This is a genomic window from Mycobacterium sp. HM-7, assembly GCF_053852335.1.
Window position 1 is genome coordinate 3,686,834 of sequence record NZ_CM132657.1, and the last position, 15,927, is coordinate 3,702,760.

The following is a 15,927-nucleotide window of genomic DNA, read 5'->3' on the forward strand; positions in this document are numbered from 1 at the left end:
GTTTAGATAGGATCGAACTTCGAAATCAGCCAATTGCTACCGCTTTTGGCCATGGTCACCCGAACGCTGCTGGCCGCCAGGCTCGGCTGCGGCCGTTCGGTACTGCGCGTTTCCTGGTCGATGAACAGCAGCACGACGGCCGAGTCGGGGCGCAGCTCGGAGACCGCCGATTGCACGACGGACGCGGTCGTCTTCACTCCCCGTTGCTTGGCGGCCGGTGCCACGATCTGCTGGCTGAATTGGCTGTAGTACGTGAGGAAGTCGCCGGTGAGATGCGACTTGGCGGCCGAGAAGTCCTTGTCCAACGTGTCGGGCGAGTAGGACAGCAGGGATACCGCCCCGGCCGACGCCGCGTCGATCACGGTGCGTTCGGCGGCGGCATCGGTCTGCTTGTCGGGCCGGTACTGGGTCCAGTACAGCGACCCGGCCAGCGCCCCCGATGCGACAACCAGCAGGGCCAGGACGATCGGCAGCCACCACTTCTTGATGGTCACGTTCTTGACACTCACGGTACGAACTCCACCTTCGCCATCTTGAGCACGCCACCGTCACGGTTCACCGTGACCTTCAGCCGCCACGCGCGCGGATCGTTCTTCGCGCCCGCGGAATTGGTGACCTCCGAGGTCGCGGCGACGAGAACCACCGCGGAATCCTCGGACATCGACTGCATCGCGGTGAGGTTCACGGTGCCTTTCGTCACGACCTTGGACTCTTGTACGACCTTGACGAAATCTGTTGCCCGCGAACTGAAATCGGCTTTGAATTCACCGGTGGAGCTGTCGAGGATGCGCTGCACACCCTCTTTGGCGTTGTTGAAGTCCAGCGACGTCATGTTGACCACGCCCAGCCGGGCCGCCGCGGTGAACTCGTCGGCCCGCTGCCGGTTGGCCTCGACGCCGCGGTGGTGCCAGATGATCGCGGCGCTGATCCCCAACAGCGCGAGGATCAACAGTGCGACAAATCCGGCCGCGAGCATTCGGCGGAGAGACCGCCGCCGGGGCAACTCGTCGCTCGGCTCGGCGTCTGCCACCAGCTCGGCGTCGCCGTCGGTCTCGGCATCACGCGTCTCGGCATCACGCGTCTCGGCGTCGCTCTCGTCGGCGTCGCTCTCTTCGGCGTCAGCAGTCTCGATCGCGCCGACCGGCACGTCGTCGGCAACCGCCGTCTCCTGCGCCTGCCTGCGCAGCCGGATGGCTCGCGCACGCGCACGCGCCGCTTCGGCAGCCGCCTCGGCGGCTTCAGCTTCCGCCTCGGCTTCCTCGGCCAGGATCGCCGGATCGTCGTTCAGTGCGTGGGCTAGCTCGTCGGCCATTGCGCTCTTCGGGGTCATGAGTCGGAGTCCAGTGCCGCCGACTCGACGGACTCCGTTATGCCTACCACTCGCCGTGGGCACGTCACAGCCGGACTCGCGGTGGAGTGCCACGCCGACATCCGTCGTCGCCGCGCCGTGACCACATGGCGACCTCCTCCTCCGAACAAAACATGCGAACGACGTTATCAGAAACGGTAATACTATTGCCACAACTGCGCATCATCAGCGTCGTTTAGGGCCACTCATCAGCGAGAATATCATTCTCGCCAGTTGTCGAATTGTGATCTGATCAGGTATGCGCGCGACGCTCCAACAGCGGGCCGGCCATCGCAACCAGGTCGTCTTTGGTGACCTTCCCGGTGGCGTTCTGCGGGAGCTTCTCTACGAACTCGATGAATCGCGGCGCCTTGTACCCCGCCATCCGGTCTCGACCCCATGCGATCAACTGCTGTTCGGCCACCGGCGATGCCGGGACGACAAAGGCCATGCACACCTGCCCCAGCCGGTCGTCGGGAACACCGATGACCGCAACCTGGTTCACCGCCGGGTGTTCCAGCAGATAGCCTTCGATCTCCGCCGGATACGCGTTGAAGCCGCCGACGATGAACATGTCCTTCTTCCGGCCGATGATGCGCAGCCGGCCGCCATCGTCGAACGATCCGAGGTCACCGGTGTGGAGCCAGCCGTCGGCATCGACGGCTTCCGCGGTGGCGACCGGATCGTCGAGGTATCCGGCCATCACGGTGTAGCCACGGACGAGCACTTCTCCATCGTCCGCGATGCGAACCTCGACGCCGTCCGAGGGCCGGCCCACCGTTGTGGCGATGTCCTCGAACGAATCCTCCGGCCGGGACATCGTGGCCGTGCCGCACTCGGTGAGCCCATAGCCTGTCGCGAGCGTCTGGAACGGCAGCTCGTGCAGGACGCGACGCACCAACTCCACCGGGATGTCAGCGGCGCCCGTGACGCCGGCCCGCAGCGTCGCGAGCCGGGCCTTGTCCGGTACCGCGAGCAGCGAGTGATACAGCGTCGGCGGCCCCGGAAGCATCGTGATGCGTTCCCGTTCAACGAGTTCCACGACACTGTCGGCATCGAAAACCGCCACCGGCAGGATCGTCGCGCCGCGGATCAGCGCGGCGATGATCCCTGCCTTGTAGCCGAAAGTGTGGAAGAACGGGTTGACGATCAGGTACCGGTCACCTTCGCGGAGGTCGACCCTGTCGCACCATTCGGCGTACTGGCGCAACGTCTGCCGGTGGTTCATCATGACGCCCTTGGGCCGGCCGGTGGTGCCTGACGTGTAGATGATGTCGGCAATGTCGTCGCCGTCGATGTCGTGGCACTCGAAAGGTTCTGCGCCGTCGAGGAATCCCGATTTCACGTCGATGGTCGGCACCCCGGCGGGGACCGCGAAATCCTGTCCGAGGAAGCCGTTCTCGATCAGCACCGCCTTGGCTCCGCTGCGGGTGATGATGTCGGCCGCCTCCTCGGCCTTGAACCGGGTGTTGACCGGGACCACGACTCCTCCGGCCGTCACCAACCCCAGCGCGGCGAACACCCAGTTGGCCGAGTTGGGCGCCCAAATGGCGACGCGGTCACCTTTCGTGACGCCGAGCGCGTGGAACGCCCCCGCCGCACGTCGGATGCGCTCCGCCAGTTCGAGGTACGACAAGCGCAGCGGCCCGTCGACCAGTGCCTCGGCGTCGCCGAACCTGTCCGCGGTGCTCAGCACCATCTCCGGAATCGTGCGCCAGGTCATGCCCGAAGTCCCTGTCGCACCAGGAATTTCTGCACCTTGCCACTGGCGGTCCTCGGATAGTCCGCCACCTCGTGCAATTCTTCGGGCCACTTCTGGCGCGCCACACCGGCATTCGAGAAGTGCTCGCGCACGTGCTGCAGTGTCGGCAGGACATGGCCGGGCCGGACCCGCACGACGGCAGCCACCCGCTCACCGAGCCGGTCATCGGGCGCGGCCACCACCACAGCGTCGGCGATGCTCTCCATACCCAGCAGTACCTCTTCCACTTCCACCGCGCTGACGTTCTCACCACCACGGATGATGACGTCGGATTTGCGGTCGGTGATGGTGAGATAGCCGTCGTCGTCGAGGAATCCGATGTCGCCGGTGCGGTACCAGCCGTCGTCGTCGAACGCCTTGGCGGTGAGTGCATCGTCGGTGTAGCCGAGGCACAGGTCCGGGCCGCGGCTGAAGATCTCGCCGTCCTCGTTCAGCCGAATCTCGACACCGGGCCGCGGGTCACCGTCAGTGAACAGACGCTTGGCCTCGGGCGCGCTCGGATGCGTCCCCGTGATCGACGGGTGTTCGGTGCTGCCGTACGCGCGGTAGACGAAGACGCCGAGATCCGCCAGCCTGCGTGTCACCGCCGCCGGGACCGAAGACCCGCCAAGGCCAACGGTTTTCAGGAGCGATCGGTGTTCGTCGGTGCAGTCGGGATGGTCGAGCAGGCTGGTGACGAAATACGGCGGTCCGCCGCCGACCGCCAGTCCGTCGCGTTTCATCAACGCCAGCACCTGACCGGCGTCCCAGCTGTCGCAGAGGTTGATGGGCCGCCCCTCCAATACCGGGATCAGGAACGCCCCGACCATGCCGATGAAGTGGCCGACGGGTGCGACGGTCAATTCCTTGCCGCGCTTGGTGGGGTACCCGGCGTTGAGTTGGCGCGTCTCGCAGACCAGCGACTGGTGGCTGTGCACAACACCTTTGGGGTTGCTGGTCGTGCCGGAGGTGTAGGCGATCAGCGCGGGCGCCGCTGGATCGACAGCAAGCGTGCCCGCCATCGGTTCTTCTGCGAGCAGGTCGTCGAAGTCGCGGCCCACCACCCCGACGATCGGCACGTCTGCGCACAGATCGGCGTGGTACGCCGGGCGTCCGTCGTTGTCGGCGGTGATGAAGACGCGCGGAGCGGCATCGGCGAGGATGTGCGCCAATTCGCGGCGGCCGTAGAAGTGCACGATCGGGACGACGACCGCGCCGAGGAACGCCGACGCCCAGAACACCGCGGCGGCTTCCATCCAGTTCGGCAGCTGGAAGGCCACGACGTCGCCGGGGCCGACGCCGCGTGCCCGCAGTCCCGCTGCGAGCCGGCGGGCGACGCGTTCAGCTTCGGCGTAGGTGCCCGACCATCCCCGGACGACGGAGTGGATTTTGAAGTCGGCGTCGGGCGCGGCCCGCAGCCCTGCGGCCAGCAGGTCACCGACGGTTTCGGTGGTCCACCACCCGTTGTCTCGGTAACTGGCGGCGAGACCGGCGGGGACGGTGCGGTTTACGGGGCTACGAAGACCAGTCATGACACTGGGGATCGTATTCTCCAAAATAGAGAATGCCAATATCAACGGTTGAGCGTTGACTCTGAAAAAACTTTGGTCACTTTGTTTGCGCTGGTCACAGTGGCTAACTAGGGCCACATTCGCCACAGCGAATTGTCGGTGATTCGAACTAGTGTTCGATATATGGGTAGTGATCAGGCCGTCATCGAGCAGGCGTACATCGCGTACGAAGCTGCAGCGGTGCGGATCGCGTCCCTGGACCACACCGGCCTGGACGTGCGCACCCTGTTGGAGCTGCAGTCGCGCCGCGAAACGGTGAAGTGCGCGGCCGAAGCGGTCGATCACCACATCCTGGCCGCGGCCCAAACCCAGGCCACCGCCAAAGACATCGGGGCCAAAGACTGGCCCGAGGTGTTGCACATCCGGCTCCGCATCAGCCGCGACGAGGCCCGCCGCCGGGTCCGCGATTGTGATCATCTGGGTCCACGGTCGGCGATTACCGGCGAGCCGTTGGGCCCGGTGTGGGAGCTGGTCGCCGCCGTCCAGGCCGAAGGCGCCATCAACATCGAGCACGTCGCGCAAATCACGGCGTTCTTCGCGAAGGTGCCGTTGTGGGTGGACCCGGTTACCCTCGCTCAGTGCGAACGTGACCTGGTCGCCGCCGCCCGGTACAAGACGCCCGAAGAACTTCGGCGCGCGGCCAATGATCTGCTGTACAGGTTGGATCAGGACGGTCCCGAACCCGATGACACTGAACGGGACCGCAAACGCGGCATCAGCCATGGCAAGCAACGATCCGATGGGACCTCGGACGTCGCCGGGACTTTGACTCCCGAAGCGCGGGCGTATTGGGATGCCATCTACGAGAAGTGCGCTGCGCCGGGCATGTGCAACCCGGCTGATGAGACACCCTGCTACTCAGGGACCCCGACGGCTGAGCAGATCGCGGGCGACACCCGCACCCTGGCTCAGCGTCAGCATGATGCGCAGATGTGGGTGGCCCGGATGGCCCTGACTTCCGGCATGCTCGGCGAGCACAACGGCCTGCCGGTCTCGGTCGTGGCCACCACCACCCTGCAAGAGTTGCAGCGCGGTGCCGGGGTCGCGGTCACCCATACCGGCAGCACGCTGCCCATTGCGGATTTGATTCGGATGGCGTCACGGTCGTACTGCTACCTGGCGGTGTTCGACCAACACACCAACATTCCGCTGTATCTGGGCCGCACCCGCCGCACCGCCACGCCCGGGCAGCGCATCATGCTGTTCGCCCGGGATCGGGGCTGCACCAAACCGGGCTGCACCGCCCCCGCCTCGCGCTGCCAAGCCCACCACGCGGTCTCCAACTGGCGCGACGACGGCCAGACCGACATCACCGACCTGACCCTGGCCTGCGGCTGCGACAACGTCCTGGCCGACACCGGCGGCTGGAGCACCACCATGAAAAACGGCCGCGCCCACTGGACCCCACCACCACTACTGGACGTCGGCCAACCCAGAACTAACCAATATCACCACCCGACGCTCTACCCACCCGAGGGCGAAGACGGTGAAAGCGACAGTCCGACAGGCTGATACGCGCCAGATGGCGCTTCGCGACACGGTGCCTCACCGCGGCGCCGACTAGCCGACTGGTTGGAACTCCAGATGCAGTTCGGTGAGCCCGCGCATCTGCCACGTCGGTTCGTAGCTGTAGCGCCGGCCACCTTCCGGCCCGTGGTGCTCCTCGCAGATGCGGATGTCGGCCATCCGGTCGAGAATCCGGTTGAGCGAGATGCGGCCCTCGGCCCGCGCCAGCGGGGCGCCCGGGCAGGAATGGCTCCCGCGGCCGAACGCGATGTGTTCGCGCGCATTGGGCCGGTCCAGGCGAAACTCATGGGGCCGCTCGAACTTTCGCTCGTCCCGGTTGCTTGCCCCAGGCAGGAGCATGACCATCGACCCCGCGGGCACCTTGGTATGGCCGACGGTGGTGGAAGTGCGTGCCATCCTGAAGTGACACTTGACCGGGCTCTCCATGCGCAACGCTTCCTCGACGAAAAGCGGTATCAGGTCCCGGTTTTCGCGGAGTAGCTTCTCGATATCCGGGTTTTCACCGATCACCTGCATCCCGAAGCTCAGCAGCTTCGTGGTGGTCTCCTGGCCGGCGGCGAACACGAACGTCGCCAGCCGCACGACATCGATGATCTCGGGCGTCGAACCGTCGGGGTATTTCGCCTGCGCCATCTCGGTCAGCACGTCCGCACGCGGCCGGCGGCGACGCTCGGTGATGTAGCTGGTGAATTTCTCGTCGAGCCACTCCAGTGGATTGTGGGAGCGGGTGACGGTGTCATCCGTGATGTCGCCGACCATCTGGGTCCCGTTCACCGCCCGGAACTCGTCGTGGTCGGAGCGGGGTATACCCAGCAGGTCGGCGATCACCAGCCCGGAGAACGGCCGCGCGTAGTCGGCGAGGAACTCGCAGGAGCCGCGAGCGACGAACCGGTCCAGCAGTTGGTCGGACAGCTCCCACATGAAGTCTTCGTTCTCCTTGAGCCGTTTGGGCGTCAGCAGCCGGCTCAACAGGCCGCGGGTCCGGGCGTGCAGCGCACCGTCCTGCGTGACGATGTGCTCGCTCATCGGAATCTGGTCGCGGTACGCCTCCAGCAGCTCGCTGATGTCGTCGCCTTCGGGCTGAAAAGGTAAGCCGGAGAACGGACCTGCCACCGAAACACACGAGGAGAACGCACTGTCCTTGTAAACGGCGAGGGCTTCGGAGTGGCCGGACACTGTCAGCACGCCCTGGTTGGGTTGGTCCAACACAGGGCATTTCGCGCGCAGCTCGTCGAAATACGGATACGGATCGTCGACCAGCTCTGGATCGGCGAAGAAATTGGTCGAGTCGAGATTGCTCATCAGAGGCTCCTGGTTGATTTCAGCCGAACAGCACGGGCAGAGCGGTCGGCGACCGGAAGACCTGCCCACGGATGTGTGGGTCCTCGGCCGCCGGGTCCAACCGCAGATCGGGCAGTCGGTCGAACAGCAGATTCAGCGCCACGCGCATTTCCAGCCGGGCGAGATGCATACCCAGGCAGACGTGCGCGCCGTGCCCCCAGGAGATGGGAGTGCGGGCCTGCCGGAAGATGTCGAAGCTATCGGGATCGGCATAGCGGTCGTCCTGCCGGTTGGCGGCCCCGAGCATCGGCATCACCGACGAGCCCGCCGGAATGTCCACTCCGCCAAGCACAGCGTCGCGGGCGGCGACCCGCGTGATGGTCAGCAGCGGCGCCTCCCAGCGCACCGCTTCCTCGATGGCCTGTGGGATCAACGCTCGGTCGGCCCGTACGGCGTCGAGCTGGTCCCGGTGTGTCAGCAGTCCGAGCAGCAGGTTGCCCAGCGACCGGTAGGTGGTCTCCACACCGGCGGGCAACAGCAGCCGCAGGAACGAGAAGATCTCGTCGTCGTCGAGTTTCTCGCCGTCGATCTCCGCCGCGGCCAAGCTGCTGATCAGGTCATCCTGTGGGTCGGCGCGACGGGCAGCCAGGATGGGCGCGAAGTACTCTTCGAGCGCCTTCGAGGCGGCCTTCCCGCGTTCGGGGTTGATGGTGAAGGACAACAGCGAGATGGACCATCGCTGGAACTGCGGATAGTCCTCCTCGGGCAGTCCGAGCAGGCCGGCGATGATGCGGGTCGGATAGGGAAAAGTGAAGTCCTTGACCAGGTCCACCCTGCGGTCGCCGGCGAAACCGTCGATCAGTTCGTTGCCGACCCGGCCGATCAGGTTCTCCTCCCACCGGGCAAGTGCCTTCTGCGAAAAGGCCTTTGACACCAGCGCCCGGTGCCTGCCGTGGTCGGGCTCGTCCATGCCCAGCATCACTCGCTGACCGAGCACCTCCCCGAACGCCTGGATCACGATGGCCGACGAGAAGGTCTCGTTGTCACGCAGCATCGTGGCGATGTCCTCGTGGCGGTACACGATGAAGAGCGGCTTGCCTTCTTCGCCTGGCATCACCGACATGTCGATGCGCTGGATGCCCTCCTCACGGCGCAGCCTCGCCATCTCGGTGTACGGATCGCGGACGTTGCCCGACACGACGTCGTCGAACGAGCCGAAATCCTCGAGGTCGTCGAAAAGCTGCATGGGTCAAGCTCCTTGGGCTGGATAGGAGACGGACTTGATCTCGGTGTATTGGTCGAATCCGGCGGTCCCGTTCTGCCGGCCGACGCCGCTGGCTTTGTAGCCGCCGAAGGGCGCCTCGGCCCCGTATGCCGACGTCCCGTTGAGGCCGACGAAACCGACCCGCAACCGCCGCGCGACGGCCACCGAATGCTCGACGGATCCGGACATCACGTTGCCGGCGAGGCCGTACACGCTGTCGTTGGCGATGCGGATCGCGTCCTCTTCGTCGTCGAACGGGATCACCGCGAGCACCGGCCCGAAGATCTCCTCCTGCGCGATTGTCATCGCGTTGTCGACGTCGACGAAAAGGGTTGGCCGGACCCAGAAACCCTTGTCGAATCCGGCGGGCGGCTCGGTCCCGCCGACCAGACAGGTGGCCCCCTCGTCGATGCCCTGCTGGATGTAGCCGAGCACCCGGTCGCGCTGCTTGGCCGAGATCACCGGGCCGCACAGGGTGGCGGAGTCCTGCGGATCACCAGGAGAGACATTCTCGTAGATCGCCTTGAGGATCGCGACCCCCTCGGCGTAGCGGCTGCGCGGGAGCAGCATTCGCGTCGGGTTGGCGCAGCCCTGTCCGGCGTGCATGCAGGGTGCGATGCCGATGGCGCAGGCGAGCCCGAAGTCGGCGTCCTCCAGCACGATGGTGGCCGACTTCCCGCCGAGCTCAAGGAACAGCCGCTTCATGGTGGCGGCGCCCTTCTCCATGATCCGCCTGCCCACCGGTGTCGAGCCGGTGAACGAGATCATGTCGACTTTCGGCGACAGCGTGAGCTCTTCACCCACCAGGTGATCGGAGGCGGTGACGACGTTGACGACGCCGGCGGGGATGTCGGTCGACTCGGCGATCAGCCGGCCGAGCCGGGTGGCATGGAACGGGGTGTCCGGTGCCGGTTTCAGGACGACGGTGTTGCCGGTGGCCAACGCCTGCGCCAGTTTGTGGATGCTGACCTCGAATGGGAAGTTCCACGGCGTGATGGCGCCGACGACGCCGACGGACTCCCGCCACACCTTGCGCGTGGTCAGCTGCCCGGTCAAGGCGACGAACGCGTCACCCAGGTTGGTCTCCCAGGGGTACTCGTCCATCAGCTCGATGGGGTATTTCAGGGCGTCGGCGAGCGGGGCGTCCAACTGCGGGCCGTACGTGATGGCGCGCGGAGCGCCGGCTTCGAGGATGAGTTCCTCACGCAGCGCTTCCTTTTCGCGTTCGAGCGCATCATTGAGTTGTTGCAGGCACCGCTTGCGCAACTCGAGATCGGCCGACCAATCGGTCTCGTCGAACGCCCGTCGGGCGGCGTCGATGGCGCGCACCATGTCGGCTGTCGACGCGTCGGAGACCTCCCCGATCACCTCTTCGGTGGCCGGGTTGATGTTGGCGAACGTACCCGCTTCACCGTCGACGAGCTTGCCGTCGATCAGCATGCGCGACTCAGACATGTTTCGGGATTCCCATCGCCAGTCGGATGATCCGATGCATCAGGCGGCTCGGCAGTATCTTGTTGGAGATCACCAGCATTCGGGCATCGAGACCGACGGGGTGTTTGACGAAGGGTGCCTTGTCCCCCAGTGCCACCGCGAGTCCGCGCGCGAACCGTTCGGGCGGCTGCGCCAGCCGCATCGCGGCCCGGCCACGCTTGTCGATGTTGCGGTGGTGCGGAGCGTATGGGCCCTCGAAGTCACGGTGATCGGTCGTTCCGGCGTCGGTGATGATGTCGGTGTCGAACGTGCCGGTGACCAGGACGGTGACGCCCAACCCGAACGGTGCGACCTCGCCGGCCAGTGACTCCGCCCAGCGCTCGAGGGCACCTTTGGCCGCGGAATACGCTGCGATGGCGGGCATCCCGCGGACCCCGCCCTGGCTGGAGATCACCACGATGCGGCCCTGGCCCGCCGCCCGCATCGACGGCAGCAAGGCCTTGGTGAGTACCACCGGACCGGTGACATGGGTGGCCAGCATCTGATCCCACGATTCGATCGGCGTCTCTTCGACCATCCCGGCAGCGGCGATTCCCGCGTTGTGCACCAGCGCATATGGCGCGCCGACGGCGTCCTCGATGAGTTTGGCCGCCGCGGCGATCGACGCCCGGTCCTGCAGATCGAGTGGCACACCGATCAGGCGCGGGTCGTCCTCGGGCGCACCGGTCGCCTCCCGCAGTCGTGGCATTCCACTGTCCGGGGTCCGCATCGCGGCGACCACCCGCCAGCCGTCTCGGTACAGCCGCACAGCGGAGGCGAAGCCCAGGCCCCGGGAGGCTCCGGTGATGACGACGGTCCGCTTCACATTTCCCGTCGCTTCGCTCGCCCCCGGCTCAGCCATGTTGTCCCTGCTCCGCGCACCGATTGCTCGTCGACCCCAGCTGGACGTCCGGGCGGCCGTCGGGCTGCCCCGTCATCCAGGTCGACATGATGCCGACCCCATACGGCCCCTGCTGCCCGTTCTCTTCGTAATAGCCTTGCGGGTCATAGACTTTGGCCTCGGGATACGGCCAAGGGCAGGCCACCGACGTGGCGAGACCCGACATGCGGATGGCCGTGAACCCGGCGCCATAGCAGAAGTAGGCGATGTTCACGATCACGAACATGACCGTGAACATCCCCAGTAGCGGGCGGCCGGCGAACAACCGCGCCCGCTGCGCCAGCTTCTCGGCCACGGTACGGCCGGTGTCGTCGCGGTAGACCAGGATCCCCGCGGGAATCATGACGAAGGTGACCATCGTCGACTCCCACAGCAGCGGAAACTGGAACGTCGTGCCGGTGAAGATGGAGCCGAACGGGATCACCTGCGAGTAGATGTACAGCCCGGTGCGGACCAAGGTGAGCTCGAGCATCATGTCGAACAGGAAGCCGACGACGAAGATGAACCCGGCCAGCGTCACCAGCGGGTGGCGCCAGACGAACGAGTCGACGGGCTTGCGGGCCTGAATCTTTCGCAGGATCCACACCGCCGGGAAGTACGGCCCGAACTGGAACATGACGTAGCCCAGGACGATGAACGGTTCGACGGTCGGCGACAGCGATACCCAGGGCCAGTCCTCGGGCCAGTGCCACAGTGCCGGGTTGTAGACCGCATACGGCGACCAGTTCATGTACGGGTCCTGCCACACGATGGCCGTGGTGATAAAGGCCATCAGCACGATCGGACTGCCCGGGTTACGCCGCCACGCCCAGACGCAGACGGCGATCAGCGCCGGCACCGAGAAGATGGTGAAGGCCTCCCACACGGTGATCCAGTGGCTGAAGCCGAACAGGAAATCGACGGGACGGGGCGCGCCCTCCACCTCGGGGTTGCGAATGCGCGGTGACACCGCGCCCCGGCGCGCGTAGTGGGCGATCACCGCGACGAGCACGACGATGACGGCCGACCACACCCAGGGCCACGGTGAACGGCTCTGCCGCGGAGCGGGTTTCGTTTCCAGTGCGGTCATGCGTCACTCCTCACCGAAGCGGTCGACAAGATGCGAATTGATGCCGTCGGCATCGAGTTGCCGCGCGACGAGGTAGCCGGCGCCCATCCAGGCTCGGCGGGTCCATTTGCCGAATGACACGCGGGTGCCGGGCGCGCCCGCGGCGGCGGGCATCATCTTGACGCGTTCCAGCGCCTCTTTGACGCCACGGGGGCTCAGCGGGTGGGCATCGGTGAAGGCGCGGAGCAAGGCGGTCGCGACGTCGCGGTTGACGACAGGAACGCAGTACTGGGGCCTACGACCGTAGGCCTTCTCGTAATCGTCGAGGAAGCGCTGACCGACGGGGTTGGCCTCGTCGTACTGATCGACGCCGGTCCATCCCATGAACGCCTGCCACATGATCGGGTTGATCCACGCGTTCTGGAAGGCGGTGCTGGTGTATCGCGGCGGGTCCCAGTCGAGGGCCTGCAGCGCCGCGTTGAGGAACACGATGCCGAATCCGAAACCACAATGCACCAGCGCATCCGGCTTCGCGTCGTGCATGGTCTTCACGACCTCGTGGATGTTCTGCGCCGTCTGGGCGATCTTCGCCTCGGCGATGATGCGAATACCCTTGCGCCGGCAGGCATCCCGGAAGTGCTTCAGATAGGTGTCACCGACCAGCGAGTGCTCGATGAGCACGCCGACCTCCCGGTGTCCGGCCTTGGCCAGCTGATCGGCCCAGAAGATCGGTTCGTCCGTCAGCGAGCCCTGCGGAAACGAGAACGTCCATTCGCCCAGCCAGTCGTCGCTGCCGCTGACGCTGATCGCGGGAATCCGGAACCGCTCCTCGATGGCTTCGCGGGTGGGTACCGCGTTGTCGGAGATGTGCGGCCCGAACACCGCGAGGCACCCCTCGTCGACGAGTTCACCGAAGGCGTCGACGACAGTCTTGACGGTGCCCTTGGGCAGGCCCTCGACTTCCTTGTAGATGATCTCGACCGGGCGGTCGATGACGCCTTCTGCCAATGCCGCCTTGAACACGAGCTCGAACGACTGGGAAAGGTCGTCCTTCATCTCTTTCGGATAGGCGTCGGGCAACCGAAAATCCATCAGGTAGCCCAATTTGATGGGCTGCGCGGTGCTCTCGTACGACATGAGACCTCCATTGGAACCAGCCAGGAGATATTGAACCTAATATTTGTTCTGAAACTAGCTGAGCACTTGCTCAGCGTCAATCACCCCACCTACGAATGGGTCAATCGCGCAGGTAGACGTCGATCATTTCGCCGAGACCCCGCCCCACTATCGGGTCATCGGTGAGCGGGCCGGCGATGGCCGCCCGCGCGGCCTCGTGCGCCGTCAGGCCCTCGGCGATCAATCGTCCCGCGGCGATGAGCACCCGGGTGGACGCCACCTCACGCAGCCCAGCAGTTTCCAGCCGGCGGATCGCGTGTGCGAACGCGACCAGCCTCCCCGCGGCATCACTGCCGACCCCAGCTTCGTGCGCCACGATCTTCTCCTCGACTTCGCCCGCGGGAAAACCGAATTCGATGGCGACCAGCCGTTGCCGAGTCGAATCCTTCAGGTCCTTCAGCACGCTCTGATAGCCCGGGTTGTAGGACACCACCAGGCCGAAACCCGGTGCGGCCTCGAGGGTCACGCCGAGTCGCTCGATGGGTAGCTGCCGTCGGTGGTCAGCCAAGGGGTGCAGCACCACGGTGGTGTCCTGCCGCGCCTCGACCACCTCGTCGAGGTAGCAGATGGCGCCCTCCCGCACGGCCCGGGTGAGCGGTCCGTCGACCCACTCGGTCTCGCCGCCCCGCAACAGGAATCGCCCGACCAGATCGGCGGTGGTCAGGTCGTCGTGACAGGACACCGTGATCAGCGGACGGCCCAGGTCGTAGGCCATCGCCTCGACGAAACGGGTCTTCCCACATCCGGTCGGACCCTTCAGCACGACCGAAAGACCTTGCCGGAAGGAGGCTTTGAAAACCTGTTCTTCGTTGCCGACTGCCACGTAGTAGGGCCGGGCTCCTGCCGTCATGCAGGCATTCCTTTCGGGTCGGGAACTTCGGGGATCCGCCGACGCACGTCAGCGGAATGCAGTGCCGAGCGCAACAGCGGGCCGATCGTGGCGCTGAGCTGATCGAGTCGCGGCAGCGTCGCGTGCGCTGCGCTGCCGAAAACCCTGCGCAGTTCCTCGGTGTCGGTGCCCGCGCCGACCGTCAGGCACAGGCAGCCGATCCCCTGGCGCCGCGCTTCGGAGAGCGCACGGCGGGCGTCGGCCGCCCCGTAGGCCCGCTCGTAGCCGTGGTCGTAAGCCAGCCCGTCGGACAGCACCACCAGCAGTCGTCGTGCGGTACCGCCATCGCGCTTCAGCACCGCGGACCCATGCCGGATCGCCGCACCGAGCCGCGAGTAGGCGCCGGGGCGCAGACCGTGCAACCGGCGCAGCACCACCGCGCTCACGTCGTCGCCGAAACGCTTCACCGGCATCATCCGCACCGCCGAACGCCCCTGCGACTGAAAGGCATACAGGGCCACGCGATCACCCAGGTCGTGCAGCGCGACCATCAGCGCGGCGGCCGCGGCCCGTTGGTGTTCGTGCACCGTCCGACCCGCGGTGCCGGGCTGCCCGACCGAGCCCGACGCGTCCAGCAGCAGCAGAACCGACAGGTCGCGGCGGCGGCGGAGGCTGTCGATGTACACCGCCTCGTCGGGTGCGGACCCCGCCAGGAACTCCGCCTGGGCCTCCACTGCCGCGTCGATGTCGATGTCGTCGCCCTGCGGCTGACGGCGACAGCGATCAAGTCCAACGCCGAGGCGCGCGAGCGGCCGGCGCAGGCCGTGGGTGTCGGGCACCGGAGGCATGCCGGTTTGGTCGGGCTCAGGTTCGGCTTCCTGGACGGTGCACCAGTCTGCCCGGTAGCCGCGGCGATGGATGTCCCACTCCGGATAGCTGAATCCACAAGCGCCCCCGGCACTCCCCTCCTCGGCCGCGGTGGCCATCGAGACCACGGCACGGCCGCCGCCGGCAGGCCCGGACCGGACCCGGTGTGTCGGCGTATCGGCGCCAGGCATCCCACCGTCGCCGAGCTTGCGCGCCATCGACAGCATCTTGGCCAGCAATTTGCCCAGTCCGCCACCACCACCGACAGGGCTGGTGAAGATGTCGATCACGTCATCCGCGTCTTCGTCGGCATCATCAGGTACATCGACGAGTTGGGGTTGCCGCCCGCCCCGCGGAGCGTGGTGTCCGTCCGCGTTCTTGCTCGCCGCCAGGACATTTCGCACCTTGACGGTGCCGAAGACCGCGGGTGGCTCGGCGAGCGGTTCACGGCCCAGAGCCAGGGCCAGCGACGCCTCGGGCGAGTCGCCACGTGCGGCGATGTCGGTGTCGATGAGGGCCCGCACCGTGGGTGGAAGCAGACCTTCGATCTGCGCCAGCGCCCGGTGCCCTTCGACGGCCAGATACCGGGTGGCCACCGTGGTGCGCCGACCGATGCGGCGCACGATATCGGGTTCCAGGCTGCCGGCCGCCAGCAGTGACGACTGCACCGCGAGCGCGCAGCGGAGGTCGTGCGCATTGGTGGACGCATCGACGAATACGGTGTCGCCGTCGGTCCAGGCACGCTGTCCAGGGGCGGCTGCCACCACGTCGACGGGGCGGCCTGCCAGAGCGGATGCGAACAGGCCGAAGCGGCGTAATCCATCACCGGTTGCGTCGTTGTCCGCGAAATCCGTCATGCCTCGCCAATACCTTGACCAAATATCTGTTCCACCATAGAGTC

At 66.2% G+C, this 15,927-nt stretch carries 13 protein-coding genes; 1 reads left to right on the forward strand and 12 read right to left on the reverse strand.

The window, feature by feature from the left end; genetic code table 11:
- Nucleotides 1–2 precede the first annotated feature (2 nt).
- The 4 genes from ACWW1C_RS17735 to ACWW1C_RS17750 all read right to left on the reverse strand — a co-directional run bounded on the left by ACWW1C_RS17735 (nt 3) and on the right by ACWW1C_RS17750 (nt 4,621).
- Nucleotides 3–509, reverse strand: a complete 507-nt coding sequence (locus tag ACWW1C_RS17735; RefSeq protein WP_455979601.1) for a twin-arginine translocation pathway signal — start codon at nt 507–509, stop codon at nt 3–5.
- The gene (locus ACWW1C_RS17740) at nt 506–1,330 is read right to left on the reverse strand and encodes a hypothetical protein (protein ID WP_455979602.1); all 825 of its coding nucleotides are present in this window, start codon (nt 1,328–1,330) and stop codon (nt 506–508) included. The genes ACWW1C_RS17735 and ACWW1C_RS17740 overlap by 4 nt, the downstream gene beginning before the upstream one ends.
- A 271-nt stretch (nt 1,331–1,601) precedes the next feature.
- Nucleotides 1,602–3,071, reverse strand: coding sequence for a FadD3 family acyl-CoA ligase (locus ACWW1C_RS17745; protein ID WP_455979603.1), 1,470 nt, complete (start codon nt 3,069–3,071; stop codon nt 1,602–1,604).
- The gene (locus tag ACWW1C_RS17750; protein WP_455979604.1) at nt 3,068–4,621 is read right to left on the reverse strand and encodes an AMP-binding protein; all 1,554 of its coding nucleotides are present in this window, start codon (nt 4,619–4,621) and stop codon (nt 3,068–3,070) included. The genes ACWW1C_RS17745 and ACWW1C_RS17750 overlap by 4 nt, the downstream gene beginning before the upstream one ends.
- A 162-nt stretch (nt 4,622–4,783) precedes the next feature.
- Here ACWW1C_RS17750 and ACWW1C_RS17755 point away from each other — a divergent pair, with 162 nt between their 5' ends.
- Nucleotides 4,784–6,172, forward strand: a complete 1,389-nt coding sequence (locus ACWW1C_RS17755; RefSeq protein WP_455979605.1) for a DUF222 domain-containing protein — start codon at nt 4,784–4,786, stop codon at nt 6,170–6,172.
- 48 nt (nt 6,173–6,220) lie between these two features.
- Here ACWW1C_RS17755 and ACWW1C_RS17760 read toward each other — a convergent pair whose 3' ends face one another.
- The 8 genes from ACWW1C_RS17760 to ACWW1C_RS17795 form a co-directional block, all read right to left on the reverse strand.
- Nucleotides 6,221–7,489: a cytochrome P450 gene (locus ACWW1C_RS17760; protein ID WP_455979606.1), complete on the reverse strand. Its 1,269-nt coding sequence runs from the start codon at nt 7,487–7,489 to the stop codon at nt 6,221–6,223.
- A gap of 19 nt (nt 7,490–7,508) precedes the next feature.
- Entirely contained in the window at nt 7,509–8,714 is a 1,206-nt protein-coding gene (locus tag ACWW1C_RS17765; RefSeq protein WP_455979607.1) for a cytochrome P450, read from the reverse strand.
- Between the two features lie 3 nt (nt 8,715–8,717).
- Entirely contained in the window at nt 8,718–10,187 is a 1,470-nt protein-coding gene (locus ACWW1C_RS17770; protein WP_455979608.1) for an aldehyde dehydrogenase family protein, read from the reverse strand.
- Complete coding sequence (locus ACWW1C_RS17775; protein ID WP_455979610.1) at nt 10,180–11,067, reverse strand: SDR family oxidoreductase; 888 nt, start codon at nt 11,065–11,067, stop codon at nt 10,180–10,182. Before ACWW1C_RS17775 ends, ACWW1C_RS17770 begins: the two co-directional genes overlap by 8 nt.
- The gene (locus ACWW1C_RS17780; protein WP_455979611.1) at nt 11,060–12,175 is read right to left on the reverse strand and encodes a spirocyclase AveC family protein; all 1,116 of its coding nucleotides are present in this window, start codon (nt 12,173–12,175) and stop codon (nt 11,060–11,062) included. Before ACWW1C_RS17780 ends, ACWW1C_RS17775 begins: the two co-directional genes overlap by 8 nt.
- A 3-nt stretch (nt 12,176–12,178) precedes the next feature.
- Nucleotides 12,179–13,291, reverse strand: a complete 1,113-nt coding sequence (locus ACWW1C_RS17785; RefSeq protein ID WP_455979612.1) for an ABC transporter substrate-binding protein — start codon at nt 13,289–13,291, stop codon at nt 12,179–12,181.
- A 100-nt stretch (nt 13,292–13,391) separates the two neighbouring features.
- Nucleotides 13,392–14,180, reverse strand: a complete 789-nt coding sequence (locus ACWW1C_RS17790; protein ID WP_455979613.1) for an AAA family ATPase — start codon at nt 14,178–14,180, stop codon at nt 13,392–13,394.
- Nucleotides 14,177–15,883 carry a VWA domain-containing protein gene (locus ACWW1C_RS17795; RefSeq protein WP_455979614.1) on the reverse strand — a complete coding sequence of 569 codons (1,707 nt, stop codon included), beginning with the start codon at nt 15,881–15,883 and terminating at the stop codon, nt 14,177–14,179. The genes ACWW1C_RS17790 and ACWW1C_RS17795 overlap by 4 nt, the downstream gene beginning before the upstream one ends.
- Nucleotides 15,884–15,927: the final 44 nt, after the last annotated feature.